The sequence below is a fragment of the Thioalkalivibrio sp. ALJ1 genome, assembly GCF_000745395.1.
In the GTDB taxonomy this organism is placed as follows: Bacteria; Pseudomonadota; Gammaproteobacteria; order Ectothiorhodospirales; family Ectothiorhodospiraceae; genus Thioalkalivibrio.
Genome location: NZ_KN050684.1, coordinates 1513669 through 1539964 on the forward strand (window position 1 = coordinate 1513669; position 26296 = coordinate 1539964).

Here is a 26296-nt window from a genome sequence, read left to right on the forward strand (position 1 = left end):
ACCACCATGTCCGAATCCTCAAGTTCGTCCACCGCCATCACCGGCGCCGAAATCTTCTGCCGCAGCCTGCAGGCCGAGGGCGTCGAGGTCGTATTCGGGTATCCCGGCGGCGCCGTACTGCACATCTACGATGCGCTGTACCGACAGGACAAGGTCGCGCACGTACTGGTCCGCCATGAGCAGGGTGCGGTGCACGCGGCCGAGGGTTATGCCAAGTCCTCGGACAAGCCGGGTGTCGCGCTGGTGACCTCGGGCCCCGGTGCGACCAACGCGATTACCGGCATTGCCGACGCCTATATGGATTCCGTGCCGCTGGTGGTCTTTACCGGCCAGGTGCCGACCAGTCTGATCGGCAATGATGCCTTCCAGGAGGTGGATACCGTGGGGATCACCCGTCCCTGTGTAAAGCACAACTTCCTGGTCAAGGACGTGAAGGACCTGGCGACCACCATCAAGAAGGCGTTTTACGTGGCGACCACCGGCCGTCCCGGTCCGGTGGTCGTGGATATCCCGAAGGATGTGACCGCGGATACCTGCGAGTTCGAGTATCCGGAGAGCATCCACATGCGCTCCTACAACCCGGTCTCGAAGGGGCACACCGGGCAGATCCGCAAGGCGGTCGAGCTGATCCTGTCGGCCAAGCAGCCGATGATCTACACCGGCGGCGGCGTGATCCTGGGCAAGGGTTCCGAGGCGCTGACGGAGTTCACCCGCAAGTTGGGCTACCCGATCACCAACACCCTGATGGGGCTGGGTGGCTATCCGGCGTCGGACAAGCAGTACCTCGGCATGCTCGGTATGCACGGGACCTACGAGGCCAACATGGCCATGCACCACGCCGACGTGCTGATCGCGATCGGGGCGCGCTTCGATGACCGCGTGACCGGCAATATCGAGAAATTCTGCCCGCACGCGAAGATTGTCCACGTGGACGTCGACCCGTCTTCCATCTCCAAGAACGTGAAGGTGGATGTGCCGATTGTGGGCGAAGTCGAACCGGTGCTGCGCGAGCTGATCAAGGGCCTGAACGAGAACGGCGGCAAGCCGGATGCCGAGGCCTTGGCGACCTGGTGGAAGCAGATCGAGGAATGGCAGGCGCAGGACTGCCTCAAATACGACCAGAACTCCGAGCTGATCAAGCCGCAGTACGTGGTGCAGAAGTTCTGGGAGCTAACCCAGGGCGAGGCCTTCGTGACCTCGGATGTCGGTCAGCACCAGATGTGGGCGGCGCAGTTTTACCGTTTCGACAAGCCGAACCGCTGGATCAACTCCGGTGGACTGGGGACGATGGGTGTGGGCCTGCCGTTTGCGATGGGTGTGCAGTTCGCCCATCCGGATGCGACCGTCGGCTGCATTACCGGCGAAGCTAGTATCCAGATGTGTATCCAGGAGCTGTCTACCTGCTTCCAGTACCAGTTGCCGTTGAAGATCCTGAACTTGAACAACCGCTACCTGGGCATGGTCCGGCAGTGGCAGGAGTTCTTCTACCAGGGCCGCTATGCGATGTCCTACATGGACGCGCTGCCGGACTTCGTGAAGCTGGCCGAGGCGTACGGTCACGTCGGTATCCAGATCACTCAGCCAGGCGACGTCGAGGGTGCGATCAAGGAGGCCCTGGCGCAGAAGGAGCGCCTGGTGTTCCTGGACTTCATTACCGATCAGTCCGAGAACGTCTATCCGATGATCCCGGCCGGTGCTGGCCAGAACGAGATGATCCTGGTCTAAACCGGGTACAGGGAAAAGCCGTATGCGTCATATCATCAGTGTCCTGCTGGAAAACGAAGCCGGTGCCCTCTCGCGGGTTGCCGGGCTGTTCTCCGCGCGTGGCTACAACATCGAGTCGCTGACGGTCGCGCCGACCGACGACCCGTCGCTGTCGCGCATGACTATCGTCACCAGTGGTTCCGACGAGATCGTCGAACAGATCACCAAGCAGCTGAACAAGCTGGTCGACGTGATCAAGCTGATCGACCTGACCACCTATCCGCATATCGAGCGCGAGATGGCGCTGGTCAAGGTCCGCGTGCCGGAGGCCGCCGATCGCGAGGAGGCGAAGCGCCTGGCGGATATCTTCCGCGGCCGCATCATCGACGTGACCAACGACACCTATGTCGTCGAGATCACCGGCGAGGGCTCCAAGCTGGACGCCTTCCTCGAGGCGCTGCAGCCTTTCCCGGTGCTGGAGGTCGTGCGCTCCGGCGTCATGGGCATCGCTCGGGGCGACGTCAGCCTGCAAATCTGAATCCCCGGGTCCGGCGCTGCCTGCTGCGCCGGACCCGTTTGTTTGCCATGGGCCCCGTGCGGGGCTGATATCAAGGAAATTGTGATGAATCTCTACTACGACAAAGACGCCGATCTCTCCATCATCAAGGGTATGAAGGTGGCCATCATCGGCTACGGCTCGCAGGGCCACGCCCATGCGAACAACCTGAAGGACTCCGGCGTGGACGTGACCGTGGGCCTGCGCGAGGGCTCCGGTTCCCGCGCCAAGGCCGAAGAGGCCGGCCTGAAGGTGGCCGATGTCGATGCCGCGACCGCCGCTGCCGACCTGATCATGGTGCTGGCGCCGGACGAATACCAGGCTGCGCTGTACCGCGACGTGCTGGAGCCGAACCTGAAGAAGGGTGCGACCCTGGCCTTTGCCCACGGTTTCGCGATCCACTACAACCAGATCGAGCCGCGCAAGGACCTGGACGTGATCATGATCGCGCCCAAGGCCCCGGGTCACACCGTGCGCTCCGAGTTCGTGCGCGGTGGTGGCATCCCCGACCTGATCGCCATCCAGCAGGATGCCTCGGGCAAGGCGCGCGACATCGCGATGTCCTATGCCTCCGCGATCGGCGGCGGCCGCACCGGCATCATCGAGACCACCTTCAAGGATGAGACCGAGACCGATCTGTTCGGCGAGCAGGCCGTGCTGTGTGGCGGTGCGGTGGAGCTGGTCAAGGCCGGTTTCGAGACCCTGACCGAGGCCGGATACGCCCCGGAAATGGCCTATTTCGAGTGCCTGCACGAGCTGAAGCTGATTGTTGATCTCATGTACGAGGGCGGCATCGCCAACATGAACTACTCGATTTCCAACAACGCCGAGTATGGTGAGTACGTAACCGGCCCGCAGGTCATCAACGAAGAGTCGCGCTGGGCCATGCGCGAGGCGTTGAAGAACATCCAGAATGGCGAGTACGCCAAGCAGTTCATCCTGGAAGGCGCGATGAACTATCCGTCGATGACCGCCAATCGCCGCCTGAACGCGGCCCACGAGATCGAGCAGGTCGGCGAACGCCTGCGTTCCATGATGCCGTGGATCAAGGCCAACCAGCTGGTCGACAAGTCCCGCAACTGATTCGTCTCCCCGTGGCGGGCCACTCGGCCCGTTGCGGGGGCGTAATCCCTCCCGAGTGCCCAATGCTGTTTCCGCTCGCCCCCGAAGGCCGTGTTTTCGTCATTGTCTCCGCCTGGATGGCGGTGATTACCCTGTTGGTGGGCGAGGCCGAGCTGGGGCTGTTTATGGTGATCCTCACCGTCGCCCTGATGGGTGTTTTCCGTGATCTTCGGCGCAAGGCTCCAGCCCCGGCTTTGGGTGTGATTGCCCCGGCCGACGGCACCATCGAGTCGGTGACCGAAGCCCGTGATCCTTTTACCCGCAAGCCAGCGGTATGTATCCGGCTACGTCAGCGGCGGTTGGGCGAGTACAACATTCATTCCCCGCAAGAGGGCGAAATCCGCGAACGGGTCTGGCCCGGGAAGGAGACGGCCGAGCCACCGGATGTCCAGCTGGAGGGGCGCCTGGCCTTTTCGCTGGAGATGGACGAGGGAACCCGGTTGAGCCTGGCACTCAGTGTGGATCACTGGCCGCGCATGGTTCGCATGCAGAGCAACGTACCCGGCAACCGGCTGGGACGCGGCAAGCGCATGGGGTTCGCCGGCTTTGGTGGTACCTTCGAGATATGGTTGCCGGCTGGTTCGCAGGTGATGGTGGAGCCAGGGCAGGATGTTCTCGCCGGTTCTACCCTGCTGGGTGGCCTCCCAGCAGGGCAGCAGAACGACAGTGAACGTGCCGTGGAGGTGCTGGAATGAATGCAGGCGACGAAGATCAGCGAGCCGCTACGGGACGCGATCCGGACTCCGCCGAGGGTGAGGGCGCCCTCGGGGAAGATTCGTCACCGCATCGCCGTCGGCGGCGCGGGGTGTTCCTGCTGCCCAATCTGTTTACCACGGGCGTGCTGTTCTCGGGATTTTTCGCCATCGTCTCCGCGATCAACGGTGAGTACATCACTGCGTCCATCGCGATCTTTGTGGCCATGGTGCTGGATACTCTGGATGGGCGTGTCGCGCGCATGACCGATACCCAGAGCGAGTTTGGCGCGCAGTACGACTCGCTTTCGGATCTCGTGTCTTTCGGTGTGGCCCCGGCCTTGGTGGTCTACCTGTGGCAGCTGCACGATCTGGGTAATTTTGGCTGGGTGGCCGCCTTCTTCTTTGCGACGGCGGCGGCGCTGCGCCTGGCGCGTTTCAATAGCCGCCTTGCCGTGACCGACAAGCGTTTCTTCCAGGGATTGCCGAGCCCCGCGAGTGCGGCGTTGTTGGTAGGGATGGTCTGGGTATTGGAGGACTGGGGTATCCCGGCCGAACTGGCCGATCCCTATGTCGTTGGCATCCTGGTGGTGACCGTGCTGGCGGGGGCCGCAATGGTGAGCAACTTGACCTACTTCAGCTTCAAGGACATGGACTTCAAACACCGCGTGCCCTTCCTGGCGATTGTCGGGGTGGTCGTGGCCCTGATGCTGCTGGCCCTGGATCCGCCCAAGGTTCTGCTGGCGGGCTTTGTGATCTATGCCCTGTCTGGCCCGCTGCTGACACTGGAGCGCTGGCGCCGTCATCGTCGTCGCGCGCCCATGGGGGAGTAGTCGCGTGTCACTGTCGGTGCGACAGCGCCGTATCCTGGCGGATATGGGTATACCGGTGTGGCGCTCGCGAATTGCACCGGCGGTTTCCGACGTCGCGGCAGCAGCCCCGCTGGCGGAGCATGAAGCGGCGGCGTCCGCAACGGACGACACCCGTGCGTCGATCGCGTTGCTTGACTGGGACGCGCTGCAAGCGCAGGTCCGGACCTGCACCGCCTGCACCGAACTCGCCCGCGAACGCACACAGACCGTATTCGGCGTCGGAGATCGTGGTGCCCGCTGGCTGTTCGTGGGCGAGGCTCCGGGGGCCGAGGAAGACCGCCGCGGCGAGCCTTTCGTCGGTCGCGCCGGTCAACTGCTGGACAATATGCTGGCGGCGCTGGGGCTGGATCGAACCCGCGACGTCTTTATCGCCAATGTGTTGAAGTGCCGCCCACCGGGAAATCGCGACCCGAAACCGGAGGAGGCGAGGGCCTGCCGTAGCTTCCTGGATCGACAGATTGATCTGATCCAGCCAGAGGTCATCGTGGCGCTGGGACGTATCGCGGCGCAGGGGTTGCTCGAATCCGGGGAGCCGCTGGGCCGTTTGCGGGGAAGTGAACATCGCTATCAAGGGGTTCCACTGATCGCGACCTACCACCCCGCCTACCTGCTGCGAAAGCCGGGGGACAAGGCGCGCGCCTGGCAGGACCTTCAGCGCGCCCGGGCTTGTCTTCGGACATAAGCCCTCTGGTATTAGGGTTTTGGGAACTGCGCGGCCGCCGGTAGGCTCGGAATATCGGAACCACGAGCAATTGCCCCCTTGTCACAGGAGACCCCATTGTCATGAGTGCCGAGCCCCGTGTGCAGCCAGAATTGCGCCGCATGCAGGCGACCGATGTCGAGCGTGTGATGCGGATCGAGCGCGAGGCCTATGACTACCCCTGGACCGCTCGCATTTTCGAGGACTGTATCCGGGTCGGTTACGACTGCTGGGTTCTGGAGGTGGACGGGCGCCAGGTGGGGCATTGCGTCCTGACCGTGGCCGCGGACGAGGCGCATCTCCTGAATCTGACGGTGGACCCGCGCTGGCAGGGCAACGGACTGGGACGGTTCATGGTCCGCCGATTGTTCGAGTACGTTTGTCAGCAGGAGGCCGAGGCCGTGTGCCTCGAGGTGCGGCCTTCGAACGTGGCGGCGGTGCAGCTCTACCGTTCCGAGGGTTTCGAACATATCGGTACCCGGCCCCGCTACTATCCGCTCCCTAGCGGTCGCGAAGATGCCTGGGTGCTCACGCGCCGCTGCGCGGCACCTGCGGGCGCCTGATCCATGCCAGGATGTGAATCCGGTCACAGGATATGGGCAAAATCCGGACTTTGGCGGGGTTTTGTCGCCTCCAGTTCTCGCCTCGATCCCTTCGCGTTGTAGCGCGGACCCCCTGGGTCTATGATCAAGACCGGTCTTTGTTCCGGAACCGTTGAGGTAACCCATGTCCCGATCCCTGCGTGCATTGTTCATTTCGCTCCCTCTGGCCTTGCCGTTGGTGGTTACTGGTGGGGTGGCTCAGGCCCAGCAATCCTTCGGCTATGACGAGGCTGATCGCCAGCAGGAATTGCTGGAAGTCTGGTATGAGATCCGCGAGAGCAATGCCCAGAAGGGCAATACCGATGCGATGTTCGACGTGGGCATGGCGAACTACTCCGGTCGTGGCACCACGGTCGACTACGATGAGTCGATTCGCTGGTTCGCCCGCGCGGCGGATGCCGACCATGCCGGTGCTCACTACTACCTGGGTTTTCTCTTCGCGACGGGCAAGGGCACGGCGCCGGACCCGGAGCGTAGCCGCGAACACTACACCCGCGCCGCCGAACTGGGCCATGCCCAAGCGCAGTACTGGTTGGGTAGCCATCTGGCGAGTGGCGAACAGGACCCTGCGGCCGGCCTGAAATGGCTGGTCAAGGCAGCGGAACAGGGTCTGCCCGCGGCCCAGTATTACGCCGGTCTGCTGCACGAGAACGGCCAGGGTACGGCGCGTGATCCGGCCGCGGCCGCGCGTTGGTACACCGAGGCGGCGGAGCAGGGTTACCGCCATGCCCAGGTCGGTATGGGACGTCTGCACCAGAACGGGCGCGGGGTCGAGCGCGATCTGGTGCAGGCGCATGTCTGGTACACCCTGGCTCAGGATCAGGAGCGTCTCGCCAGCCTCGAGGCGCGGATGAACAATCGGGATCTGGTGACGGCCAAGGGCCGCCTCGAAGAGCAAAGCGCTGCGATCCAGGCCGCCTCGGCCCGATAAGCGCGTATTCCGCGCCATGGTCGCCGCACACGGCCCCGGGGGATTCCCCAGGGCCGTGTGCGTTGAGGGATGCGCAGTGGAAACGAGGGCAAGGCCAATGCTTTCACGTTAAACTGTCGGGCTTATCCAAGCGGCCCGTATCCATGTCGTCTTTCCTTGAGGAAACCCGCCGACGCCGGACCTTCGCGATCATCTCGCATCCGGACGCCGGCAAGACCACCATGACCGAAAAGCTCCTGCTGTATGGCGGCGCGATCCAGCTCGCCGGTACGGTCAAGGGGCGTAAATCCTCGCGTCACGCGACCTCCGACTGGATGGAGATGGAGAAGTCGCGCGGGATTTCCGTGACTTCCTCGGTCATGCAGTACCCCTACAAGGGACGCATGGTGAATCTTCTGGACACCCCAGGCCATGCCGATTTCTCCGAGGACACCTACCGCACGCTGACAGCGGTGGACTCCGCCTTGATGGTGATCGACGCCGCCAAGGGGGTGGAGGAGCGCACCATCAAGCTGATGGAGGTTTGCCGGCTGCGCGACACACCGATCATGACCTTCGTCAACAAGATGGACCGGGAGGGTCGCGATCCCATCGATCTGTTGGACGAGGTCGAGGAGGTGCTGAAGATTCAGTGCGCTCCGGTAACCTGGCCGATTGGGTCCGGCAAGCGTTTTCGCGGGGTGTACCACCTCCGCCGCGATGCGGTGCACTTGTACGACCCCGAGCAGGGCGGCAAGAAATCCACCGGCGAGATCATTGAGGGCCTGAACAATCCGCGCCTGGACGAGGTGCTGGGTGACCAGGCCCAGGAGCTGCGCGAGGAGCTGGAGCTGGTGCAGGGTGCCTCGCACGAGTTCGACCCCGAGGCCTATATGCGGGGCGAGCAGACACCGGTGTTTTGTGGTTCCGCGATCAACAACTTCGGTATTGAGGAGCTGCTAGACGATTTTGTCGAGTACGCCCCGGCCCCGCTGCCGCGTCCGACCCATTCACGCCAGGTGGAGCCGACCGAGGAAAAGTTTACCGGCTTCGTGTTCAAGATCCAGGCGAACATGGACCCGAAGCATCGCGACCGCATCGCCTTTATGCGTATCTGCTCCGGCACCTTCGACAAGGGTGCGAAGCTGCACCACGTGCGCATCGGGCGCGACGTGAAGGTCCCGGACGCGCTGACATTCCTGGCCTCCGACCGTGAGCACGTAGAGACCGCTTATCCGGGCGATATCATCGGTATCCACAACCACGGCACCATCCGCATCGGCGATACTTTCACCCAGGGCGAGGATCTGACCTTTACTGGTGTGCCGAACTTTGCCCCGGAGCTGTTCCGCCGCGCGCAGTTGAAGGATCCACTGAAGATGAAGCAGCTCGCGAAGGGTCTGCAGGAGCTTTGTGAGGAGGGTGCAACTCAGCTCTATCGGCCCTTGATCAACAACGACCTGATCCTGGGCGCGGTCGGCGTGCTGCAGTTCGAAGTGGTCGCCGAACGCCTGCGTACCGAGTACAAAGTCGAGGCGCAGTTCGAGAACGTGAACGTCCAGACGGCGCGTTGGGTCGAAAGCAGCGATCCGAAGAAGTTCGAGGAGTTCAAGGAGAAGGCGGCGACCCATCTGGCGGTCGACCACGGAGGGGATCTCGTCTACATCGCACCGACGCGGGTGAACCTGCAGATGGCGCAGGAGAAGTGGCCGGAGATCCGCTTCGAGGCGACTCGTGAGCACGGCCAACCGATGGCGTAGATCGCCGCTCCGGGGCGCACTGGAACCGTCATCGCGAGGAGCGAAGCGACGTGGCGAACTCCATCCGAAACCAGCGGCCCCGGGCTTGATGCCAGCTTGAGGCGATTGCCACGGCGTCTGCGACGCCTCGCAATGACGGTGCAATTGTGTAGTGCAGGAGGAGAATATGGCGTTTCGATTCTTGTCTGTGATCGGCGTGGTCCTGGCCCTGGCAGTCAGCGGCTGCGCGGTGCACAATTCCGAGACCCGCGGGGACGGGCCGGAGCCGCGACCGGGAACGGTCAAGCAGATGAACCCGTTTTTGCACTTTCTGGAGAACCGGCCCCGCCCCGAAGAGTTCGAGCGCGTTTATCCGGACGTGACCCTGGTGCTGCCCGGCGACATCGCGACCCACGAATACCGCACGGATAACAGCCGCTTCTTCGCCGAACTGGACGACGACGGCCGCATCCATGACGGCGACTTTCGCTGACGGTCCATGGGGCTTCGCATCTCCAATAGCGTGACCCTCCCCGAGCAGGAGATCGAGCTGACTCCGATTCGGGCCCAGGGGGCGGGTGGGCAGAACGTGAACAAGGTCGCCTCGGCGATCCACCTGCGCTTCGATGTCCGTGCCTCCAGTCTCCCCGACGTGTACAAGGAGCGCCTGCTGCGGCGCCGCGACCAGCGCATCAGCAAGGATGGTGTCGTGGTGATCAAGGCGCAGCAATACCGCACCCAGGAGGCCAATCGCGAGGACGCCCTCGAGCGCCTGGCGGAATTGCTACGCGATGCTGGGCGCCCGATCAAGACCCGCAAGCCGACACGCCCCACGCGTGGCTCCAAGCTCCGCCGGCTGGACTCCAAGACCCGCCGCGGCCGCAAGAAGGCCCTGCGCGGCCGCGTCGCCCCTGACTGATTGCTAAGGGCTTTTTTCACCACGAAGGCACGAAGAAGGGCCAGGTCAACGGCTTAAAAGCGGACAGGAAGACGGGAAGGTCGGAAGCATTTCTGGTTGGGGCGCCGGGCAACGGCTGGCCACATCTGAGCGCCCGGGCATCAGGGGCTCTCGGAGACGCACCCTGATCATCTTCCCGTCTTCGTACCTTCCTGTTAACCGCCCTTGAATTCCTTCGTGCCTTCGTGTGCTTCGTGGTGAATCAAGGGGTTCAGGCCCCGGCATTCGGGCTCGGGTCGGCAGGGACGGGCTCGTGTTCCTGCTGGTGCTGCCACAGGCGGGCGTAGGCGCCGTTGTGGGCGAGGAGCTCGCGGTGGGTGCCGTGTTCGGCGACGCGGCCCTGGTCCAGTACCACGATCTGTTCGGCGTCCTTGACGGTGGATAGCCGATGCGCGATGACCAGCGTGGTGCGGCGGGCCGAAACCTCGTTCAAGGCCTGGAGGATCGCCTTCTCCGATCCCGAGTCCAGGGACGAGGTCGCCTCGTCGAAGACCAGGATCGGCGGGTCCTTCAACAACATGCGCGCGATCGCGATGCGTTGTTTCTCGCCGCCCGAGACCTTGAGCCCGCGTTCCCCGACGACCGTGTCCAGACCGTCCGGAAGGCGGGCAATGAAATCGTCCAGGTGCGCCAGGCGTACCGTGCGCAGGATGGCCTCTTCGGAGGCACCGGGATCGCCGTAGGCGATGTTGTAGCGGATGCTGGCGTTGAACAGCACCGTGTCCTGCGGCACGACCCCGATCGCGCGGCGCAGGCTCTGCTGGGTGACCTTGCGGATGTCCTGACCATCAATGGTGATGCGGCCATCGGTCACGTCGTAGAAGCGGAATAGCAAACGCGCGATGGTGGATTTTCCGGCACCACTGGCGCCTACTACCGCAAGCTTGTGTCCGGCCGGAATTTCCAGCGACACGTCTTCGAGAATAGGCCGTTCCGGTTGGTAGTGAAACGAAACCTTCTCGAAGCGAACCTGACCGCGGGTGACCTCCAGATCCGGTGCGTCTGGTTGATCCTCGACCTGAGCCGGCTTCTCCAACAGGCCGAACAGCCGCTCGATGTTGGCCAGCGACTGGCGGATCTCCCGGTAGACAAAGCCAAGGAAGTTCAGCGGCATGAACAGCTGGATCATGTAGGCATTCACCATGACCAGGTCGCCAAGGGACATATCCCCGGAGGCGACGCGGCTGGCGGCCAGCAGCATCATCACGGTGATGGCCGCGGCGATAATCAGGGCCTGGCCGGAGTTCAGCAGGACCAGTGACAGTACATTCTTGGTGCGCGCCTGTTCCCAGGTGGCCAGCCCCTCGTCGTAGCGCTGCGCCTCGAAGCCCTCGTTACCGAAGTATTTGACCGTCTCGTAGTTCAGCAGGCTGTCGATGGCGCGGGTGTTGGATTCGTTGTCACGCTGGTTGGCCTCGCGTACGAAGCGGGTGCGCCACTCGGTAATCCACACGGACCAGGCGATGTAGGCGGCCACGGCGATGATCACCGTCAAAGTGAAGACCGGCCCCACCGCCACCAGCAGGATGACCGCCACCAGCGCGATCTCGATGATCGTTGGCAGGATGTTGAACACCATGAAGCGCAGCAGAAAGCTGATGCCGCTGGTTCCGCGCTCGATGTCGCGTGCCAGGCCGCCGGTCTCGCGCGCCAGGTGGAAGCTCAGCTCGAGCCGGTGGAGGTGCTCGAATACCCGCAGGGCCGCACGCCGCATGGCTCGCTCGGCCACTCTCACGAAGACCGCGTCGCGCAGTTCGCCGAACAGGGTACTGCCGAAGCGCAGCAGGCCGTAGGCGATCACCAGCGCCACTGGGACCGCGACCAGCCCCTCGGTGCCGGAGTCCTCGAAGTGGTCGACGATGTACTTCAGCGCCAGCGGGACCAGCACGGTGGCCAGCTTGGCCAGGCCCATCAGGCCCAGGGCCAGGAACAGCCGGCCGCGGAACTCCGCGAGATAGGGAAACAGGGAGCGAACGATGCGCCAGTTGATCGCGTCGTCGGGCGCATCGTGCACGCTGGAGTGACCGCGCATGAAGGAATCCGGGGCTGAGATGGCGCCTTACTGTAACTCGGCCTTGGTCCTGCTGTGTGGCTTGTGTCAGCGGCGGGTGCGGTCACCCCTCTCCATGAGGCGTGCGGCACCCGGCCTTGCCGCGCTGTAGGGCCCTGAAATTATGTGGTCTCGCCGCGGCAGACGGTGAAGAGCCCTGGCGCAGCTTGCAGCGGTGGTGGGCATTCGGCAGTCTTCCCGGCCTGTCCTTTCGTTGGGAGTACATCCATTGGAACCCTCGGGTCTTGCAGCCGGGCATGCGCAGGGAAGCGCTCCGGCGGCCGCGCCGCTGGAGATCTTGCGCGAGACCTTCGGCTATACGGAATTTCGTGGCCAGCAGCAGGCCATCGTCGAACACGTGACGGGCGGTGGCGATGCTGTGGTGCTGATGCCCACCGGTGGCGGCAAGTCGCTTTGCTTCCAGATCCCGGCCCTGGCGCGTCCAGGCTGTGGCATCGTGATATCGCCGCTGATCGCGCTGATGCAGGATCAGGTGGCGGCCCTGCGCCAGAACGGGGTGGCCGCGGCCAGCCTCGATTCCGGGCAGAAGGCGGATGAGGCGCGCTCCGTTCTGGCGGCCCTGCACGCCGGTGAACTGGATCTGTTGTACATGTCGCCGGAGCGGCTGTTCGCGCCGGGCATGCTGGAGCGTCTGGAAGGCATCGACCTGGCCCTGTTCGCGATTGACGAGGCGCATTGTGTCTCGCAATGGGGGCATGACTTCCGCCCCGAGTACAGCCAGTTGGCGGTGTTGGCCGAGCGTTTTCCTCAAGTGCCTCGCCTGGCCCTGACCGCCACCGCGGATGGGCCGACCCGCCAGGAAATCCGTGAGCGCCTGCGCCTCGAGCAGGCACGGGCCTTCGTCAGCTCCTTCGATCGCCCGAACATCCGATACCGCATCGCCCAGGCGGATGGTGGCCGGGGCGGCTCGGCGCGCGATCGCCTGTTGCGCTTTATCCGCGAAGAACACGCCGGTGAGGCGGGCATCGTCTATTGCCTGTCCCGCAAGAAGGTGGACGCGGTGGCCGAATGGCTGGCGGAGCAGGGCATCACGGCCTTGCCGTATCACGCCGGTTTGCCCGCAGCGACCCGAGCGGCCAACCAGACCCGGTTCCTGCGCGAGGAGGGGGTGGTGATGGTCGCTACCATCGCCTTCGGCATGGGGATCGACAAGCCGAACGTGCGCTTCGTCGCCCACCTGAACCTGCCCAAGAGCCTGGAGGGCTACTACCAGGAGACCGGCCGCGCCGGGCGCGATGGCTTGCCGGCGAACGCCTGGATGGTCTATGGCTTGCAGGATGTCGTCACCCTGCGGCAGATGCTGGAGGGCTCGCAGGCCGGCGCCGAGCGCCAGCGCATCGAGCAGCAAAAACTGGAGGCCATGCTGGGGTTTTGCGAGATCACCAGCTGCCGGCGCCAGGCCCTGCTTGCCTATTTCGATGAACACATGCCGGAGCCCTGCGGTACCTGCGACAACTGCATGGAGCCGCCGGCAACCTGGGATGCCAGCGTACCCGTGCAGAAGCTCCTGTCCTGTATCTATCGCACTGGCGAGCGTTTCGGTGCCGGGCATGTGATCGATGTGCTGCGCGGTTCCGCCAGTGAGCGCCTGACGCGACTGGGCCACGACCGTCTGAGCACCTTTGGCATTGGCAAGGAGCTGGACAAGGCGCAATGGCGGGGCGTGGTGCGGCAGCTTCTGGCGCGCGGCCTGTTGCGGCTGGACGAGGAGGGCTACGGCGGGCTGAAGCTGGATCCGGCCTGTCGTCCAGTCCTGCGGGGTGCCGAACCGGTCCATCTGCGCGAGGAGGCGGCTCGCCCGGAACGGGCGGCGCGCAGCGCCAGCCCGGCGCGCCGCGACACGGCACGCAGTGTGGCGGCGATGGACAGCGAGGATCGCGCGTTGTGGGAAGCGCTACGCAGTTTGCGCACGGACCTGGCCCGCGATCAGGGGGTGCCGCCCTATGTGATCTTCAGCGATGCCACGCTCCTGGAGATGGTGGCGTCCGCTCCACGCAGCCGCGAGGAGATGGCCGGGGTTTCCGGGGTGGGGCAGCACAAGCTGGAGCGCTACGGCGACGCCTTTATCCGGACCATCGAAGGACATTTCGGGCTATAGTGGCGGAAAAACCATGTTGTATATCGACCGATGATTTCGGGGAGACCGAGTGACCGACAAAAGCTTCCTTGAGGACTTCTACCGCCATCGCGACGGTCAGCTGGTTGTAACCCCGGAGCAGGGCAGCGTTTTTGCGAAGACGCTCGCGGGCGACTTCAACCCGATACATGACGCCGATAATCGGCGGTTCTGCGTGCCGGGAGATCTTCTGTTTGCGCTGGTGCTGGACACCTATGGGGCGAGTAGCAACATGCACTTTCGCTTTACCGGGATGGTCGGCGGCAACGTGCCCCTGGTGTTCCCCGAGGCACCGGGCGATGCCTTTGCGATTACGGATGACAATGGCAAGAGCGTGATCGAGGTGGAGCGCTCCGGCGCGGTGATCGACGAGCCGAACGCAATCGAATCCCTCATCCGCAGTTATGTGAGCTTCTCCGGGCAGAACTTCCCGCATGTGCTGGTTCCGTTGATGGAAGAGCACGGCGTGATGGTAAATCCTAAACGCCCGTTGGTGATGTACGAGCGTATGGGCTTCCGTCTGCCGGAGCCCCTGGCGGCCAGCGCCGGCATCCCCACGCCGCGCCTGAAGGACGCGGTGATGACCGTCAACGGCAAGCGTGGCGAGATCCGCCTGGACTACGAACTGGTGATCGATCAGTCCGTAGTCGCCGACGGCAGCAAGCATCTGGTCCTTAGCGGACTGCGCCCCTTCGATGCCCGCGACGTCGAACAACTCGTCGCCGACTACGAAAGCTGGAAGGCCGCCTATTTCAACCAGCCCGCCGGGACCCGCGCCCACGCCTGAGCCTCTTTATTCACCACGAAGCGCACGAAGGCACGAAGAAGGTCAAGGGCGGCTTGACCACAGAGGGCACAGAGATCACGGAGAAGGTCGCAAGGCTTTTTCAGATGCGTTGCGTGTCAGGGGAATAGGCACCACGAAGCGTACGAAGGCGGAAGAATTTCGGTTCGCCTGAACAACGCGAGCCACTATCAACATCCGTATCTCGCCCCGCCCCCCTTTAGTTTTCTCCGTGACCTCTGTGTCCTCCGTGGTGAACCCGCTCTTGACCTTGACCTTCTTCGTGCCTTCGTGTGCTTCGTGGTGAATCGAGTCAGTAGAACTGGCCGAGTGCGGAGCGGACCTGGACCTCGGTTTCAGGGTTCAGGTGGTCGGCGAGCTTGAGGGGGTGGTCGGGGAGCAGCAGCACCACGGAAGAGCCCAGGTTGAAGCGGCCCATCTCGGCGCCGCGCTCCAGGGTGACGGTGCGATCTGGGTATTCACTGACGCTGATCTCGCGGCCATGCGGCGGGGTAACCTCGCCGGCCCAGACGGTTTCGATGGACCCGACGTTCTGGGCACCGATCAGGGCCATGGCCATCGGACCCACCGGGGTGTCGAAACAGGCCACGACGCGCTCGTTGCGCGCGTACAGTCGGGGGACATGGCGCACGATGCGCGGCGCAACCGAGAACAGGCGGCCAGGCACGTGAATCATGTGGGTCAGGGTGCCGGTCAGCGGCATGTGCAGCCGGTGGTAGTGGCGCGGTGACAGGTACAGGGTGACGAAGTGACCGTTTTGGAAGGCCTCTGCGAGGTTCTCTTCTCCGCCCAACAGTTCCCTGACCGTGTAGTGATGCCCCTTGGCCTGGAAGATCTGTCCGGCCTCAATGCGCCCGGCGGCGCTGACCCGGGAATCGGCCGGGCTGACCACGGTATTGGCATCGCCCGCTAGTGGCCGCGCATCCTCGCGCAGGGCGCGGGTAAACAGGGCGTTGAAGCTGGAATAGGCGGTCAGGTCCGGCTCCGCGGCCTCGTCCATGTTGAGCCCGAAGCGGCGTACGAAGGCCCGCAGCAGCGGCTGCAGACGTGACGACTCGATGCGCGCCAGGCGATGCACCACGCGCGACAGGGCGTGCTGCGGCAGCAGATGCGACAGGCGGGCGAGCCAGGGGTCGAGTTTGCTCATGGGGCCTCATTCGGGCGTACACGGGTGATTCGAGGCGGTATGATGACCGCCCTCGCACGCAACGGAAAGACCGGGTATGGATTCCACCACCGGATTGCGCACCCTGCGCGACTTCATCCGCTTCGGCGCCAGCCAGTTTCGTGGTGCCGGGCTGAGCTTTGGTCATGGTACGGACAACGCCTTCGACGAGGCCGCCTGGCTGGTGCTGCATACCCTGCATTTGCCGCTGGACCTGCCGGAATCCTGGTGGGACTCGCGCCTGAGCGAAGCCGAACGCACGCGGGTCGTGGCGGTGCTGCGCGAACGCGTCGCCACCCGCAAGCCGGCGGCGTACCTGACTCGCGAGGCCTGGTTTGCCGGGCTCCCCTTCTATGTCGATGAGCGTGTCCTCGTCCCGCGTTCGCCGCTGGCGGAGCTGATTGCCGCCGGGTTCGAGCCCTGGGTGGATCCCGATACGGTCACGCGGGCGCTGGATCTTTGCACCGGCGGCGGTTGCATCGGCATCGCGATGGCGCTGGCCTTGCCGCAGGCGCACGTGGATCTGGCGGATGTTTCGGCGGATGCGCTGGCCGTGGCGCGCATCAATATCGAGCGCCACCAGATGGGCGATCAGGTGCGGGCGCTGCAGTCGGATGTATTCGACGGGTTGGCGGCGGAGGATCGCTACGAGCTGATCGTGTCCAACCCGCCGTACGTCGATGCCGAGGACATGGCGTCCCTCCCCGACGAGTATCGCCACGAGCCGGCACTGGGGCTGGCGGCCGGGGGTGACGGCCTAGATATCGTGCGCCGTATCCTGGATAAGGCGCGCGCGCACCTGACCGATGAGGGTGTGTTGATCGTGGAGGTTGGCAATAGCCAGGCCGCAGTGGAGGCCGCCTTCCCGGAGCTGCCGCTGATCTGGCTGGAATTCGAGGCGGGCGGGCACGGTGTGTTTCTGATCCATGCCCGCGACCTGCCTGAAGCTCCTTAGGGGTACTTCAGGGTCTACGGGGTGAAATTGCTCGTCCGGACCCTGTAAACGGGGCCGCTGGCACTGCATACTGCGGGGCTATGGAATCGCGCCTGGTGGATATGCAGAGTCGGTCCGAAGAAGATCGGGCGGAGGTCAGCCTGCGCCCGAAACGGCTCGCGGACTACACGGGTCAGCCTCGTGTTGTCGAGCAGCTGGGGTTGTTCATCGAGGCCGCGCGCGCGCGCGACGAGGCCCTGGATCATACCCTGGTGGCCGGCCCGCCCGGGCTTGGCAAGACCACGCTTGCGCATATCGTGGCCCACGAGCTGGGTGTGGGGCTGCGTCAGACCTCCGGTCCGGTGCTAGAGCGCGCCGGTGACCTTGCGGCCATCCTGACTGCGCTGGAACCCCGAGATGTGCTGTTCGTGGACGAGATCCATCGCCTGCCGACGGTGGTGGAGGAGATCCTGTATCCGGCGCTGGAAGACGGCCAACTGGATATCGTGATCGGCGAGGGTCCGGCCGCGCGCTCGATCAAGGTGGATCTGCCGCCGTTCACATTGGTGGGGGCCACGACCCGGGCCGGTCTGCTCTCGGGTCCGTTACGTGACCGGTTCGGTATCGTGCAGCGTCTTGATCATTACACTGTCACGGACCTCGCGCATATTGTGAATCGTGCGGCCGGGCTGCTGGGTGTGGGGATCGAGCCCGAGGGCGCGGCGGAGATCGCCCGCCGCGGGCGAGGCACTCCACGCCTGGCCAATCGCTTGCTGCGCCGGGTGCGCGATTTTGCCCAGGTGCGGGCCGATGGGGTGGTGACGCACGAGGTCGCCTCCCAGGCGCTGGACCTGCTGGCGATCGACGCCTCGGGTCTGGATGCCCAGGACCGGCGCCTGCTGGAGGTGCTGGTCGAGAAATTCGATGGTGGCCCGGTGGGCGTGGAGAGCCTCGCCACGGCAATGAACGAGGACCGCGGTACGCTGGAGGATGTGGTCGAACCGTTTCTGATTCAGCAAGGCTATCTGCAGCGCACCCCGCGCGGGCGCCAGGCGACTCGGCGCACGCTGGCCATGTTTGGCCTGACGCGCATGGAGGAGGGCGATCTGCTGACGCCGGTGGCCCGGGACGCGAACTCTTCATGACGGTGGAGTTCGAATGGCCGGTGCGCGTGTATTACGAGGACACCGATGCCGGTGGCGTGGTGTATCACGCGAACTATCTCAAATTCATGGAGCGCGCCCGCACCGAGTGGCTGCGCGCCCTGGGTTTTGAGCAGGACCAGCTGCGCGCCGAATACGGAATTGTGTTCGCCGTGCGGCGTCTGGCTGTAGAGATGCAGCGCCCGGCGCATTTTAACGAGGCGCTGGTCTCCACCTGCCGGGTGCAGCGCTTACGCCGCGCGAGCGTCGAGTTCGAGCAGGTCGTGCGACGTGACACGACGGTGCTGGCGACCGGGCAGGTGGGGATCGCCTGTGTGGATGTGGCGCGGCAGGCGCCGGTGGCGGTCCCCGACGAAGTGGCGCGCGCGATGCGTGCGGCGGAAGGAACAACGGCATAACGGGAGACGGACAAGTGACAGTCGATTTTTCGATGTACCAGCTGATCATGGATGCCAGCCTGATCGTGCAGCTGGTCATGGTGATCCTGGTGATCGCCTCGGTGCTCTCCTGGCTGGTGATTATCATCAAGGCGCGCTCCCTGAACGCGGCTCATCGCGCCAGCGACGAGTTCGAGGAACGTTTTTGGTCGGGTGCGGACCTGTCGCACCTGTATGAGGGCGTGCGCCGCAAGCCCGAGATGTCCGGTATGGAGCACGTATTCTCCTCCGGGTTCAAGGAGTTTCTGCGTGCCCGCCAGCACGGAATGTCAGCTGGCGAACCCGCTTTTCGCGCGATGCGGGTGGCCATTGCGCGCGAGACCGACGAGATGGAGCGCTACCTGCAGTTCCTCGCCACGGTGGGCTCCACCAGCCCGTATATCGGTTTGTTCGGCACTGTCTGGGGGATCATGCACGCCTTCCTCGGTCTTTCCGGGGTGCAGCAGGCGACGCTTGCGATGGTAGCCCCAGGGATTGCCGAGGCGCTGATCGCGACTGCGCTGGGCCTGTTTGCCGCCATCCCGGCGGTGATTGCCTATAACCGGTTTGCCGGGGATGTGGATCGGGTAGCAGGCCGCCTGGAAAACTTCAGCGACGAGTTCGTGGCCCTGCTGAACCGCCAGGGTGCGGGCAAGCCCGCCGAGGGTGCCGCCGGGGCGCCGGCCTAAGCCATGGCCGAGTCTCGTCGTAGTAGCCGTCGCCTGCGGCGGCCCATGTCGCAGATCAACGTCGTGCCGTTCATCGACGTGATGCTGGTGCTGCTGATCATCTTCATGATCACCGCCCCGATGTTGCAGCAGGGCGTGGAGGTGGACCTGCCGGAGGCGGATGCCGAATCCATGGAACAGGACCAGCAGGCAGCCGAGCCGTTGGTCGTGACCGTGGCGGCCTCCGGGGCGATGAGCCTGAATCAGGGGCCTTACGTCAACGAGCCGCTAGCGCCGCAGGAAATGACCGAGATCGTGCGCGACTTCCTTGCCGAGAATCCGGGCACCCAGACCTTTGTGCGCGGCGATCGCAATGTGGATTACGGCCGGGTGATCGACGCGATGGTTGCCCTGCAGCGTGCCGGGGGTGGCCGTGTCGGCTTGATCACCGAGCCGCCGCGCGAAACCGGCGACTGACGTACGCTGCCGTGTTCGAGCTCCTGCGCCGCCACCCGTTTAGTCTGCTCCTCGTTCTGCTTCTGCACGGGGTGTTGTTCGCGGCGTTATTGCTGAATGTCAGCCTGATCTCGCCCTCGACTTCATCCTCGCGCGCGGCGGTGGAGATCGCCATGCAGGAGGACATCGAGGTGATCGATGCGGTGGCCGTGGATGCCGAGACCTTCGATCGCATCGAACACGAGCGTGTAGTGGCCGAACAGGAACAGGTTGCCGAGCAACTTCGAGAGCAAGAGCAGCAGCGGCGCGCCGAGGAACAGGCCCGGCGCGAGGAAGAGGAGCGCCAGGCCGAGGAGCAAAGGCGCCGCGAGGAAGAAGAGCGCGCGCGCCAGCAGGCGCTGGAAGAGGCTGAACAGGCTCGGCGTGAAGCCGAGGAAGAGCGCCAGCGGGCGCGCGAAGAAGCTGAGGCTGAGCGGGAGCAGATTCGTCAGGAACGCGAGGCGGCGGAACGGGAGCGGCGTGAGGCCGAGGAGGCCCGCGAACGCGAGGAAGCCGAACGCCGGGAACGCGAGGAGGCGGAGCGCCAGGCTCAGGAGGAGGCGGAGCGCCGTGAGCGTGAGGAGGCCGAACGCCGGGAGCAGGAAGAGGCCGAGCGCCGGGCCGAGCAGGAGCGCGAGCTGGAGGAACAGCGCCGCCGCGAACAGATGGAGCGCGAGCGCGAGCGCATGGCCGAGGCCCAGTCTCGGCGTGAGGCCGCCGAACGCCAGGCACAGCTGGATCGAGAGATCGACGAGTGGCGTTCACAGGTGCAGTCGGTGGTGCAGCGGCGCTGGCGTCAGCCCTCGGGGGTGGATAGTTCAGACCGTGCCATTGTTCTCGTGCGTGTGAACGAGGCCGGGCGTATCATCAATTTCGATATCGAGAGCTGTTCCGGTGGGTCTGCCTTCTGCAGCTCGGTTCAGCAGACCATGGATCGTCTGTCCTCGCTGCCACGCCCGCCGGATGCGGATGCCGTGCGCGGCGGGGTGCGGATTCGTTTCGAGCCGGACTGATCGGTTACAAGCCGGGCAATGAGGAACACCATGCAACGAGTGATTCACGCAATGCTGCTGGGGCTGGCGCTGCTTTGGTCGGCCCAGGCCCAGGCCGTGCTGGAAGTGACGGTGACCGAAGGGGTGACTGGAGCGATCCCGGTCGCGGTGGCCCCGTTTGCCTGGGAGGGTGAGGGCAGCCCCGATGAGGAGGTCGACTCGATCCTGGCCGCGAACCTGACTCGTAGCGGGCTGTTCGAGGTTGAGCGCGAGGGTCTGCCCTCGGCGCCCTCGGGCCCGGCCGATTTCCTTGCCGAGCCCTGGGCGGACGCCGGTATGGAATATCTGGTGGTCGGTTCCAAGCGCCCGGACGGGGATAACGTGATCGTGGAGTTCCACGTATTCGACGTGCTGGCGGAGGAGCGCCTGGGCGGTTGGCGTATCCCCGTGCCGGCCGACATGCTGCGCCGTGGCGCGCATCGTGTTTCGGATATCGTCTACGAGCAGATCACCGGTGATCCGGGTGCCTTCAGTGCACGGATTGCATTCGTCAGCGTCGAGCGTCAGAACGACTCCCGCGAGTTTCGCCTGGAGGTGGCCGATTCCGACGGGGCCAACCCGCGCACCCTGTTCCGTTCCGAGGACCCGATCATGTCGCCGGACTGGTCGCCGGACGGGCGCGAACTGGTGTACGTGTCGTTCGAAAACCGCCGCTCCGAGGTCTTTCGTCAGAACGTGGAGACCGGCGAGCGTTCGCGGATTGCCAGCTTTACCGGCATCAACAGCGCCCCGGCCTGGTCGCCAGACGGGCGACATCTGGCGTTGAGTCTGTCACGCGACGGCTCGCCGAACATCTACGTAATGGATCTGGACTCCGGTTACCTGCGGCAGTTGACGCGTTCCAGTGCTATCGAGACCGAGCCGGTCTGGTCACCGGATGGCGAGACCATCTACTTCACCTCCGACCGAGCGGGTGCGCCGCAGATCTACGCCCAGCCTGCGGGTGGCGGTAACGCGCGGCGTCTGACGTTCGAAAGCGGCTACGCGGCCGCGGCTACGATCTCTCCGGATGGTCGTTCACTGGTGTATGTGCACGGGGGTGATGGTGGATTTCAGCTGGCGCGTCTCGATCTGGATGATCGCCGTGTGACGCGCCTCACGGACGGACGGGATGCAGAATCGCCAAGCTTTGCCCCCAATGGCAGCATGATTCTCTATGCCATGACAGACCGGGGTCGCGGTGTGCTGGGTTCGGTGAGTCGGGACGGGCAAGTCCACCAGCGGTTGGCGGCCCGTGAGGGCGAGGTACGCGAGCCTGCCTGGTCGCCCCTGAATTGAACGTTGACCCCTTTTATTGTGATCTTCTTTCGAGGAAACGAAAGCCATGAATAACGTTTTTCGCCTGACCCTTGCAGCCGTTTTGGTGGCCGCCCTGTCGGCTTGTGCCACCCCGACCCGTGATGCCGAAGACGCCGAGCGTGAAGCCGAGCGTGAAGCGGCTGCCGAGCAAGAGCGCGCCGAACGTGCCGAGCGCGAAGCGGCCGAGGCTCGCGGTCTTGGCCGCGATCGAGAGTTTGACGCGGCCGCTTTGGACGATCCCGACAGCCCGCTGGCTGAGCGTATGGTGTACTTCGACTTCGACCGCGATGAGGTGAAGTCCGAGCATATGCCGATGCTGGAGGCGCACGCGGCCTATCTGTCGCAGAACCCGGGTGCGCGGATGCGTCTGGAAGGGCATACCGACGAGCGCGGCACGCGCGAGTACAACCTGGCGCTGGGTGAGCGGCGCGCACAGTCGGTACGCCGGGTGCTGAACCTTAATGGCGCTTCGGATGACCAACTCGAGGTCATCAGTTATGGTGAAGAGATGCCGGTCGCCTTCCAGCAGAACGAGGAGGCCTGGGCCAAGAATCGCCGGGTTGAGCTGGTCTACGAATCCCGGCGCTGATTACGGGAAGTCCGATGCCTTTAGTGGTTGAACAGTCTTGCGGAAATGCCCCCTCGGGGGCATTTCTGTTTCGGTGGTCGGGGCGCTCGATTGCTCTGGCGTTCGCGTTGTTTGCCCTGGTCACCATGGCGCCGCTGGTGCCGGGGCCCGCTGGTGCCCAGGACGACACGGTGTTCGCGACGCAGTCCCAGATCCGCCAGCTGGATCGGCGCCTGGAGCGCATCGAGCGGGTCCTGGATTCCAGCGCGATGAATGAGCTGTTGCAGGTCTCCGAGTCCCTCAACCGCGATCTGCGCGAGATGCGCGGAGAGGTGGAGACGCTCCGCCACGAGGTGAATCGCCTCAGTACACGCCAGCGTGACCAGTTCCGACATCTCGATGAGCGGGTGGCGGCAGTCGAGGGCGGGGCCGTGGTAGCCGATGACGGCACGAGTGAGCAGGTCGTTCAGCTGGATCTTCCCGAGGCCGACGAGCAGGCTGCCTATCAAGATGCCTTTGACGACCTGATGTCCGGTGACTACACCACCGCCATCCGGAAGCTGGAGCGCTTTATCGAGGATTACCCGGATGGGAATTTTGCGGCCAACGCCTGGTACTGGCTGGCTGAGGCGAAGTATGCCAGCGGCGAATTCGACGCCGCGCTGGAAGACTTCGAGCGCCTGCGCGAGGACTTCCCTGAAAGTGACAAGAGCGGAGATGCCCTGTTAAAGATCGGCTATTCGCACTACGAGCTGGAAAACTTCGACGAAGCTCGCGAGGCGCTGGAGGCGGTGCGCGCCGATTACGGCGGGACCACCCTGGATCGCCTGGCCCGGGAACGCCTGCGGCGGATCGACGAGGCCCAATGAGCGAAACACCGTTGCGGGACGCCCGCAGCGCTGACTTGGTCGATCCGGTCAGTCAGCGCCTTCGCATCACCGAGATGTTCGTCTCGCTACAGGGCGAGGCGGCTCAGGTCGGCTGGCCCACTGCGTTTGTGCGCCTGACCGGTTGCCCACTACGTTGCCGTTGGTGCGACAGTGAGTACGCGTTCGAGGGTGGAGAGGCCTTGCCGCTGACCTCCATCCTCGACTGGGTCGGGCGCGCTGGGGTGCGCCATGTCTGCGTGACGGGGGGCGAGCCCTTGGCGCAGCCGGGTTATCTTCCCCTGTTGGCGGGTCTTTGCGACGCGGGTTTTGCGGTCTCGCTGGAGACCAGTGGGGCGATGGACGTATCGGCTGTCGATCCGCGCGTAGCGGTGGTGATGGATTGGAAAGCGCCCGGTTCGGGCGAGGCCGAACGTAACCGCGAGGCGAACCTTCCACGATTGAAGGCTGGCGACCAGCTGAAGTTTGTGCTCGCCGGGCGCGACGATTTCGAATGGGCCCGGACTGAGCTGGTGCGCCTGGGGCTGGACCCCGAGGTGGAGGTGCTGTTCTCGCCCGTATTCGGCGAACTGGAGCCGCGTAGCCTCGCGGACTGGATCGTGGCCGAGCGTCTTCCAGTCCGCTTTCAGGTACAACTACACAAGCTCCTCTGGGGCGACCAGCCGGGGCGCTAGGATGCACGTACCCGCGGAGAAGGCCGTGGTCCTGCTCTCGGGCGGTCTTGACTCGGCGACCTGTCTGGCAATGGCGCGGGCCGAGGGTTTCGAGTGCCACGCCCTGTCCATTGATTATGGTCAGCGCCATCGTTCAGAACTGGATGCAGCCCGGCGTGTCGCCGCCGCTCAGGGTGTGACGGACCATCGCGTGGTCGCGGTGGACCTAAGCGCCATTGGTGGGTCGGCACTGACGGACCCGGCGATCGATGTCCCGACCACGCCGACTGAAGGCATCCCCGTCACCTACGTACCTGCCCGCAACACGGTCTTTTTGTCGCTGGCCCTGGGGCTGGCCGAGACGCTGGATGCGCGCCTGCTCTATGTGGGGGCCAATGCGGTGGACTATTCCGGGTATCCGGATTGCCGTCCAGCCTTTATCGAGGCCTTTCGTGATCTGGCGTGCGTGGCAACCCGAAGCGGCGTAGAGGGTGTGCCCTGGGAGGTGCGTGCCCCGCTCATGCATTTAAGCAAGGCCGAGATTATCCAGGCCGGCGCGCGTCTCGGCGTGGACTATAGTCAGACGATTAGCTGCTATCAGGCCGACGCGGAGGGTCGCGCTTGCGGTCGCTGCGACAGCTGCCGCATCCGCCGCGAGGGATTTGCCGCCGCCGGCGTCACCGATCCAACCCGCTACGCCACACCATAGATTTTGCCAGAGGCTTGGGGCCACAGGCCCAGGTAATTCCGGAATGAATTCGGGGTCGATCTCGTCTAGCGTCCGATGTATGCTGCGCACCCCATGGGTGCAGGCTTGCCCTGAAATCTTTCGTCGAGAGGATACGTGATGGAATTCTCCAGTTTTTCAACGGCCGCTTTGGCGTTCCTGGGCGGGACCTTCATTCTCGCCTTTATCATGGGCGCCGTCGCAAACAAGACCAACTTCTGCACCATGGGTGCGGTGTCCGATTGGGTCAACATGGGCGACACCGGGCGTATGCGTTCCTGGCTGCTCGCGATTGCCACTGCGATGTTGGGCGTCGCGCTGCTCGAGTTCTTTGGGGTTCTGAGCGCCGAGGGCTCCTTCCCTCCCTATCGCGGTGAAAACCTGAACTGGCTGGGCCATGTCATCGGTGGCTTCCTGTTCGGGATTGGTATGACCTATGCCTCCGGCTGCGGTAACAAGACGCTGGTGCGTGTCGGTGGCGGCAATATCAAGTCGGTGATGGTGATGATCATCATCGGGGTCATCGCCTTCTGGCTGACCAGCCGCGAAACCGTGTTTGGTACCGGCCAGACGCTGTTCCAGTTGCTGTTCGGCTGGATGGACAGCGCGGCCATCCGCCTGGAAGGCGGTCAGGATCTGGGCTCGATCATCGCCGGTGACGGCGCGGACACCGCCCGCCTGGTGCTGGGCCTGGTGATCGGTGTGCTGCTGCTCGCACTGATCTTCAAGGCCGCGGACTTCCGCCGCAGCTTCGACAATGTCCTTGGCGGCCTGGTGATCGGCCTGGTCGTGATCGGCGCCTGGTGGTTGACCAGCAACGTGCAGGTCGACGATGGCATGGGCGGCGTTTACAGCGCCCAGGAATATATCCAGGAGTGGGACTTTGTCTCCGACGCCGATGACGGCGAGCGCCCGGCCTTGTCCGCTCCCTGGGCCAACCAGTCGTTCACGTTTATCAACCCGATGGGGCAGAGCGTGGGCTACGTGTCCAGTGGCTTCGATCGCACCCTGCTGTACTTCGGTGTGATGGCGCTGGCCGGTGTGATCTTGGGTTCGTTCTTCTGGGCTCTGGTCTCCCGTAGCTTCCGGGTGGAGTGGTTCTCCTCCTTCCGCGATTTCGTCAACCACTTCTTCGGTGGGATCCTCATGGGTGTCGGCGGCATCCTGGCGCTGGGCTGCACCATTGGGCAGGCCGTGACCGGTATCTCCACGCTGGCCCTGGGTGGCTTCCTCACGTTTGCGTTCATCGTGTTCGGTTCTGCCCTGACCATGAAGATCCAGTACTACAAGATGGTCTACGAAGAGGAGGCCAGCTTCGGCAAGGCGCTGATCACCTCGCTGGTGGACATGAAGCTGCTGCCGGGTGGTCTGCGCAAGCTTGAGGCCATCTGATTGGCTGCCGGGGGTGCGCTTGCGTTTTCC

Annotated in this window: 27 protein-coding genes; 25 read left to right on the top strand and 2 right to left on the bottom strand. The window is 64.3% G+C overall.

The window, feature by feature from the left end; translation table 11 throughout:
* Positions 1-6: 6 nt before the first annotated feature.
* The 11 genes from ilvB (at position 7) to arfB (ending at position 9816) form a co-directional block, all read left to right on the top strand.
* Positions 7-1725, top strand: a complete 1719-nt coding sequence (gene ilvB, locus F462_RS09520; RefSeq protein ID WP_038053618.1) for a biosynthetic-type acetolactate synthase large subunit — start codon at positions 7-9, stop codon at positions 1723-1725.
* Positions 1726-1747: 22 nt separating this feature from the next.
* Positions 1748-2242 (top strand): acetolactate synthase small subunit, encoded by a 495-nt coding sequence (ilvN, locus tag F462_RS09525; RefSeq protein ID WP_038053619.1) that lies wholly within the window; start codon positions 1748-1750, stop codon positions 2240-2242.
* An 84-nt stretch (positions 2243-2326) separates the two neighbouring features.
* Positions 2327-3343: a ketol-acid reductoisomerase gene (gene ilvC, locus F462_RS09530; protein WP_038053620.1), complete on the top strand. Its 1017-nt coding sequence runs from the start codon at positions 2327-2329 to the stop codon at positions 3341-3343.
* A gap of 62 nt (positions 3344-3405) precedes the next feature.
* A complete protein-coding gene (locus F462_RS09535) occupies positions 3406-4077 on the top strand; it encodes a phosphatidylserine decarboxylase (RefSeq protein WP_038053622.1) in 672 nt (223 codons plus the stop codon).
* A complete protein-coding gene (gene pssA / locus F462_RS09540; RefSeq protein WP_038053624.1) occupies positions 4074-4907 on the top strand; it encodes a CDP-diacylglycerol--serine O-phosphatidyltransferase in 834 nt (277 codons plus the stop codon). The genes F462_RS09535 and pssA overlap by 4 nt, the downstream gene beginning before the upstream one ends.
* Before the next feature lie 4 nt (positions 4908-4911).
* Positions 4912-5628 carry a uracil-DNA glycosylase gene (locus F462_RS09545; RefSeq protein WP_038053627.1) on the top strand — a complete coding sequence of 239 codons (717 nt, stop codon included), beginning with the start codon at positions 4912-4914 and terminating at the stop codon, positions 5626-5628.
* A gap of 101 nt (positions 5629-5729) precedes the next feature.
* Positions 5730-6209 (top strand): ribosomal protein S18-alanine N-acetyltransferase, encoded by a 480-nt coding sequence (gene rimI, locus F462_RS09550; RefSeq protein ID WP_038053629.1) that lies wholly within the window; start codon positions 5730-5732, stop codon positions 6207-6209.
* 163 nt (positions 6210-6372) lie between these two features.
* On the top strand, positions 6373-7179 hold the full coding sequence (locus F462_RS09555; protein WP_038053630.1) for a tetratricopeptide repeat protein: 807 nt from the start codon (positions 6373-6375) through the stop codon (positions 7177-7179).
* Between the two features lie 143 nt (positions 7180-7322).
* Positions 7323-8918 (top strand): peptide chain release factor 3, encoded by a 1596-nt coding sequence (locus F462_RS09560; protein WP_038053633.1) that lies wholly within the window; start codon positions 7323-7325, stop codon positions 8916-8918.
* A 166-nt stretch (positions 8919-9084) separates the two neighbouring features.
* Positions 9085-9390, top strand: a complete 306-nt coding sequence (locus F462_RS09565) for a hypothetical protein (RefSeq protein ID WP_038053636.1) — start codon at positions 9085-9087, stop codon at positions 9388-9390.
* 6 nt (positions 9391-9396) lie between these two features.
* A complete protein-coding gene (gene arfB / locus F462_RS09570; protein ID WP_038053639.1) occupies positions 9397-9816 on the top strand; it encodes an alternative ribosome rescue aminoacyl-tRNA hydrolase ArfB in 420 nt (139 codons plus the stop codon).
* Between the two features lie 250 nt (positions 9817-10066).
* Here the strand turns inward: arfB and F462_RS09575 are convergent, their stop codons facing one another.
* On the bottom strand, positions 10067-11887 hold the full coding sequence (locus tag F462_RS09575) for an ABCB family ABC transporter ATP-binding protein/permease (RefSeq protein WP_038053644.1): 1821 nt from the start codon (positions 11885-11887) through the stop codon (positions 10067-10069).
* Positions 11888-12134: 247 nt separating this feature from the next.
* Here F462_RS09575 and recQ point away from each other — a divergent pair, with 247 nt between their 5' ends.
* Positions 12135-14024, top strand: a complete 1890-nt coding sequence (recQ, locus tag F462_RS09580) for a DNA helicase RecQ (RefSeq protein WP_038053646.1) — start codon at positions 12135-12137, stop codon at positions 14022-14024.
* A gap of 49 nt (positions 14025-14073) precedes the next feature.
* Positions 14074-14829: a DUF3581 family protein gene (locus F462_RS09585; RefSeq protein WP_038053648.1), complete on the top strand. Its 756-nt coding sequence runs from the start codon at positions 14074-14076 to the stop codon at positions 14827-14829.
* A 310-nt stretch (positions 14830-15139) separates the two neighbouring features.
* On the opposite strand, the gene asd is transcribed toward F462_RS09585, so the two are convergent.
* Entirely contained in the window at positions 15140-15994 is an 855-nt protein-coding gene (gene asd, locus F462_RS09590) for an archaetidylserine decarboxylase (RefSeq protein WP_038053651.1), read from the bottom strand.
* A gap of 76 nt (positions 15995-16070) precedes the next feature.
* Between asd and prmB the strand changes: the two genes are divergently transcribed.
* The 12 genes from prmB to F462_RS09650 all read left to right on the top strand — a co-directional run bounded on the left by prmB (position 16071) and on the right by F462_RS09650 (position 26266).
* Positions 16071-16967, top strand: a complete 897-nt coding sequence (prmB, locus tag F462_RS09595; protein ID WP_038053653.1) for a 50S ribosomal protein L3 N(5)-glutamine methyltransferase — start codon at positions 16071-16073, stop codon at positions 16965-16967.
* An 80-nt stretch (positions 16968-17047) separates the two neighbouring features.
* On the top strand, positions 17048-18091 hold the full coding sequence (gene ruvB / locus F462_RS09600) for a Holliday junction branch migration DNA helicase RuvB (RefSeq protein ID WP_038053656.1): 1044 nt from the start codon (positions 17048-17050) through the stop codon (positions 18089-18091).
* The gene (ybgC, locus tag F462_RS09605; protein ID WP_038053659.1) at positions 18088-18507 is read left to right on the top strand and encodes a tol-pal system-associated acyl-CoA thioesterase; all 420 of its coding nucleotides are present in this window, start codon (positions 18088-18090) and stop codon (positions 18505-18507) included. The genes ruvB and ybgC overlap by 4 nt, the downstream gene beginning before the upstream one ends.
* A gap of 32 nt (positions 18508-18539) precedes the next feature.
* Positions 18540-19214 (top strand): protein TolQ, encoded by a 675-nt coding sequence (tolQ, locus tag F462_RS09610; protein ID WP_038053662.1) that lies wholly within the window; start codon positions 18540-18542, stop codon positions 19212-19214.
* A gap of 3 nt (positions 19215-19217) precedes the next feature.
* Positions 19218-19670: a protein TolR gene (gene tolR, locus F462_RS09615; protein WP_038053665.1), complete on the top strand. Its 453-nt coding sequence runs from the start codon at positions 19218-19220 to the stop codon at positions 19668-19670.
* Between the two features lie 11 nt (positions 19671-19681).
* Entirely contained in the window at positions 19682-20701 is a 1020-nt protein-coding gene (gene tolA, locus F462_RS09620; protein ID WP_038053667.1) for a cell envelope integrity protein TolA, read from the top strand.
* 30 nt (positions 20702-20731) lie between these two features.
* Positions 20732-22018 carry a Tol-Pal system beta propeller repeat protein TolB gene (tolB, locus tag F462_RS09625; RefSeq protein WP_038053671.1) on the top strand — a complete coding sequence of 429 codons (1287 nt, stop codon included), beginning with the start codon at positions 20732-20734 and terminating at the stop codon, positions 22016-22018.
* 46 nt (positions 22019-22064) lie between these two features.
* On the top strand, positions 22065-22628 hold the full coding sequence (gene pal / locus F462_RS09630; protein WP_018140609.1) for a peptidoglycan-associated lipoprotein Pal: 564 nt from the start codon (positions 22065-22067) through the stop codon (positions 22626-22628).
* Positions 22629-22753: 125 nt separating this feature from the next.
* On the top strand, positions 22754-23476 hold the full coding sequence (ybgF, locus tag F462_RS09635; protein WP_051918138.1) for a tol-pal system protein YbgF: 723 nt from the start codon (positions 22754-22756) through the stop codon (positions 23474-23476).
* On the top strand, positions 23473-24168 hold the full coding sequence (gene queE, locus F462_RS09640; RefSeq protein ID WP_038053676.1) for a 7-carboxy-7-deazaguanine synthase QueE: 696 nt from the start codon (positions 23473-23475) through the stop codon (positions 24166-24168). Before ybgF ends, queE begins: the two co-directional genes overlap by 4 nt.
* A gap of 1 nt (position 24169) precedes the next feature.
* On the top strand, positions 24170-24856 hold the full coding sequence (gene queC, locus F462_RS09645; protein WP_018140612.1) for a 7-cyano-7-deazaguanine synthase QueC: 687 nt from the start codon (positions 24170-24172) through the stop codon (positions 24854-24856).
* 138 nt (positions 24857-24994) lie between these two features.
* Positions 24995-26266, top strand: coding sequence for a YeeE/YedE family protein (locus tag F462_RS09650; protein WP_018140613.1), 1272 nt, complete (start codon positions 24995-24997; stop codon positions 26264-26266).
* Positions 26267-26296 lie beyond the last annotated feature (30 nt).

What these genes read in the sequence shown, in the direction of transcription:
- tolQ (WP_038053662.1), top strand. Translation starts at nt 18,540, where the DNA reads ATGTACCAGCTGATCATGGATGCCAGCCTGATCGTGCAGCTGGTCATG.
- ilvN (WP_038053619.1), top strand. Translation starts at nt 1,748, where the DNA reads ATGCGTCATATCATCAGTGTCCTGCTGGAAAACGAAGCCGGTGCCCTC.
- ybgF (WP_051918138.1), top strand. Translation starts at nt 22,754, where the DNA reads ATGGCGCCGCTGGTGCCGGGGCCCGCTGGTGCCCAGGACGACACGGTG.
- F462_RS09575 (WP_038053644.1), bottom strand. Translation starts at nt 11,887, where the DNA reads ATGCGCGGTCACTCCAGCGTGCACGATGCGCCCGACGACGCGATCAAC.
- asd (WP_038053651.1), bottom strand. Translation starts at nt 15,994, where the DNA reads ATGAGCAAACTCGACCCCTGGCTCGCCCGCCTGTCGCATCTGCTGCCG.
- F462_RS09535 (WP_038053622.1), top strand. Translation starts at nt 3,406, where the DNA reads ATGCTGTTTCCGCTCGCCCCCGAAGGCCGTGTTTTCGTCATTGTCTCC.
- pssA (WP_038053624.1), top strand. Translation starts at nt 4,074, where the DNA reads ATGAATGCAGGCGACGAAGATCAGCGAGCCGCTACGGGACGCGATCCG.
- ybgC (WP_038053659.1), top strand. Translation starts at nt 18,088, where the DNA reads ATGACGGTGGAGTTCGAATGGCCGGTGCGCGTGTATTACGAGGACACC.
- queC (WP_018140612.1), top strand. Translation starts at nt 24,170, where the DNA reads ATGCACGTACCCGCGGAGAAGGCCGTGGTCCTGCTCTCGGGCGGTCTT.
- tolB (WP_038053671.1), top strand. Translation starts at nt 20,732, where the DNA reads ATGCAACGAGTGATTCACGCAATGCTGCTGGGGCTGGCGCTGCTTTGG.
- pal (WP_018140609.1), top strand. Translation starts at nt 22,065, where the DNA reads ATGAATAACGTTTTTCGCCTGACCCTTGCAGCCGTTTTGGTGGCCGCC.
- prmB (WP_038053653.1), top strand. Translation starts at nt 16,071, where the DNA reads ATGGATTCCACCACCGGATTGCGCACCCTGCGCGACTTCATCCGCTTC.
- F462_RS09555 (WP_038053630.1), top strand. Translation starts at nt 6,373, where the DNA reads ATGTCCCGATCCCTGCGTGCATTGTTCATTTCGCTCCCTCTGGCCTTG.
- queE (WP_038053676.1), top strand. Translation starts at nt 23,473, where the DNA reads ATGAGCGAAACACCGTTGCGGGACGCCCGCAGCGCTGACTTGGTCGAT.
- arfB (WP_038053639.1), top strand. Translation starts at nt 9,397, where the DNA reads ATGGGGCTTCGCATCTCCAATAGCGTGACCCTCCCCGAGCAGGAGATC.
- ilvC (WP_038053620.1), top strand. Translation starts at nt 2,327, where the DNA reads ATGAATCTCTACTACGACAAAGACGCCGATCTCTCCATCATCAAGGGT.
- tolR (WP_038053665.1), top strand. Translation starts at nt 19,218, where the DNA reads ATGGCCGAGTCTCGTCGTAGTAGCCGTCGCCTGCGGCGGCCCATGTCG.
- F462_RS09565 (WP_038053636.1), top strand. Translation starts at nt 9,085, where the DNA reads ATGGCGTTTCGATTCTTGTCTGTGATCGGCGTGGTCCTGGCCCTGGCA.
- rimI (WP_038053629.1), top strand. Translation starts at nt 5,730, where the DNA reads ATGAGTGCCGAGCCCCGTGTGCAGCCAGAATTGCGCCGCATGCAGGCG.
- ilvB (WP_038053618.1), top strand. Translation starts at nt 7, where the DNA reads ATGTCCGAATCCTCAAGTTCGTCCACCGCCATCACCGGCGCCGAAATC.
- F462_RS09650 (WP_018140613.1), top strand. Translation starts at nt 24,995, where the DNA reads ATGGAATTCTCCAGTTTTTCAACGGCCGCTTTGGCGTTCCTGGGCGGG.
- ruvB (WP_038053656.1), top strand. Translation starts at nt 17,048, where the DNA reads ATGGAATCGCGCCTGGTGGATATGCAGAGTCGGTCCGAAGAAGATCGG.
- F462_RS09560 (WP_038053633.1), top strand. Translation starts at nt 7,323, where the DNA reads ATGTCGTCTTTCCTTGAGGAAACCCGCCGACGCCGGACCTTCGCGATC.